This is a genomic window from Henriciella sp. (assembly GCF_049649345.1).
GTDB lineage: Bacteria > Pseudomonadota > Alphaproteobacteria > Caulobacterales > Hyphomonadaceae > Henriciella.
Genome location: NZ_JBARZC010000577.1, coordinates 1 through 2,486, shown reverse-complemented (window position 1 = coordinate 2,486; position 2,486 = coordinate 1). Strand labels below are relative to the sequence as shown.

The 2,486-nt window shown below is 61.9% G+C and carries 2 protein-coding genes and 1 pseudogene; 1 reads left to right on the top strand and 2 read right to left on the bottom strand.

From position 1 onward, the window contains the following. Both WA989_RS16000 and guaA read right to left on the bottom strand, forming a co-directional pair. Positions 1 to 257 (bottom strand): annotated as a pseudogene (locus WA989_RS16000) (efflux transporter outer membrane subunit); the annotation flags it as partial. Positions 258 to 364: 107 nt separating this feature from the next. Beyond that, complete coding sequence (gene guaA, locus WA989_RS15995; protein WP_424341476.1) at positions 365 to 1,948, bottom strand: glutamine-hydrolyzing GMP synthase; 1,584 nt, start codon at positions 1,946 to 1,948, stop codon at positions 365 to 367. 63 nt (positions 1,949 to 2,011) lie between these two features. Here guaA and WA989_RS15990 point away from each other — a divergent pair. Further along, the coding region (locus WA989_RS15990; protein ID WP_424341475.1) for a tetratricopeptide repeat protein at positions 2,012 to 2,486 on the top strand (475 nt) is incomplete at its 3' end.

Sequence of the window (2,486 nt, the reverse complement as noted above, 5' to 3'; positions counted from 1 at the left end):
GCTTCTGCAATGCGCACATTGGCCGAAGCGACGTCGAGGGATTTGTTCGCGGCCAGCGCCTGGCCGATCAGCGCGCTCAGCGCCGGATCGTCAAACTGGTCCCACCAGCTGTCATCGAAGACGGCCTCAAGCCCGGGCGCCAGGAAGTGCGCTCCAACCGCCACGCCGGACATGGCCGGCGGCTCAGGCGCCGTCGCGCAGCCTGCCAGGGTCAACAGACCTGCAAGGGCCGCTGCGCAAAAGGGAGCCTGTCTCATGCACCGCATGTACGCCTGAACCCCTTAAATTCCAGTGCCCTGCGACAGTTTGATTTTCACATAATTGTCAGCACCAGCGGCGTTTCATACGCGCCGGACGGCAGGCATCACTCCCACTCGATCGTGCCGGGGGGTTTTGAGGTGATGTCGTAGACGACGCGGTTGACGCCTTTGACCTCATTGATGATGCGCGTCGCGACGCGGCCGAGGAAGGCGTGGTCATAGGGGTAATAGTCTGCCGTCATGCCATCTGTGGAGGTCACGGCGCGCAGGGCCAGGACCGCTTCATAGGTTCGCTCATCGCCCATGACGCCAACTGTGTTGACCGGGAGCAGAACCGAGAAAGCCTGCCAGATCTCGTCATACAGTCCGGCGGCCTTGATTTCCTCGATATAGATCGCGTCGGCCTTGCGAAGCGTATCGGCCTTCTCGCGGGTGATCTCGCCCGGAATGCGGATCGCAAGGCCCGGCCCGGGAAACGGATGGCGCCCGACAAAGGCTTCCGGCAGGCCAAGCTCGCGGCCGAGCGCGCGCACCTCGTCCTTGAACAGTTCGCGCAGCGGCTCGACAAGCTTCATGTTCATCCGCTCAGGCAGACCGCCAACATTATGGTGCGATTTGATCGTGACCGACGGCCCGCCAATCGCCGACACGCTCTCGATCACGTCCGGATAGAGCGTGCCTTGCGCCAGAAAATCAGCCCCGCCGATCTTCTTCGCCTCTTCCTCGAACACATCGATGAACAGCTTGCCAATGGTCTTGCGCTTCTTCTCAGGATCGCTGACGCCCGCCAGTTCGCCCAGGAAGGTCTCGCTCGCATCCACATGGACCAGCGGAATATTGTAATGGTCGCGGAACAGGCCGACGACCTCCTCGCTCTCATTGAGGCGCATCAGGCCATGGTCAACGTAAACGCAGGTCAGCTGGTCACCGATCGCTTCATGGATCAGAACAGCGGCCACAGACGAATCCACCCCGCCGGACAGCCCGCAGATCACCTTGCCATCGCCGACCTGCGAGCGGATCTTCTCGATCGCTTCGTCGCGATAGGCGGCCATGGTCCAGTCGCCCGACAGGCCTGCAATCCTGTGCGTAAAATTGCGCAACATGTCGCGCCCATGCACGGTATGGACGACTTCGGGATGGAACTGCGTGCCATAATAGCGCCGCTCAAGGTCTGCGATGATGGCGAGCGGCGCGCCTGGCGATTTTGCGATCACACCGAAGCCCGGCGCGAGCTCGGCGACGTGATCGCCATGGCTCATCCAGACTTCTTCCTTGTGGTCTTCGCCGCCAAACAGGCCCTCGAGCAGCTCGCTGTCTGTCACCTTCTCGATGAAGGCGCGCCCGAACTCGCGGCTTGTCCCGCTTTCGACCTTGCCGCCGAGCTGTTCCATCATGACCTGCTGGCCGTAGCAGATGCCGAGCACGGGCACGCCGCGGGTAAACACAGCCTCATCGGCGCGCGGGCTATCGTCCCATGTGACACTTGCCGGTCCGCCCGACAGGATGATCGCCTTTGGGTCGAAGCTGTCGATGAAGGCGGCGTCCACCTTGTTGAACGGATGGATTTCGCAATAGACGCCGCTCTCGCGCAGGCGCCGCGCGATGAGCTGGGTGACCTGCGATCCGAAATCGACGATCAGGACGTGTTCATGCTTGTCTGCAACGGAATCAGGTGTACTGGCCATGCAGCCTCCTAGCCGCTATTGGCTCAGGCTGGAAGGCCCCGAATGAGGCAAGGATGACGCGAGATGGATGATCAGCAACAGCAAGCCCGCCAATTTGCAGCAGACGGCATGCAGGCTCTGCAGGCGGGCAATGGTGTCGGCGCAGAGCATGCCTTCAAACGCGCGATCGATCTTGGCTGGCCGGGCGCCGATATCTGGGTGACGCTGTCTTTCGCAAAATCCTTGCAGGGCGACATAAAAGGACGGATCAGCGCGCTAGAAAAGGCGCTGGAGACCGATCCGTCGAGCACGCGGGCGCGGCTTCATCTTGGCCAGGCGCTGGTCGGCGACAATCGCGGCGAAGACGCAAGAGCGCATTTTGAAAAAGGGCTCGCGGACGCGAAATTCCTGACCCAGCGAAGCGCGGAAATCGAGAAACTCGTCCAGGCCGCCAGCGCTTTTCTCGGGCGCAGGGGGGAGACGGAAGACACTGACCACCCGATCGATGATTTCGCCCGCGAACATGGCGTCGGCAGCGAGCCGGAAGACACCGCTTTCC

Bases quoted from the DNA above. Each gene is read 5' to 3' on its own strand.
- guaA (WP_424341476.1), bottom strand. From the start codon at position 1,948: ATGGCCAGTACACCTGATTCCGTTGCAGACAAGCATGAACACGTCCTG.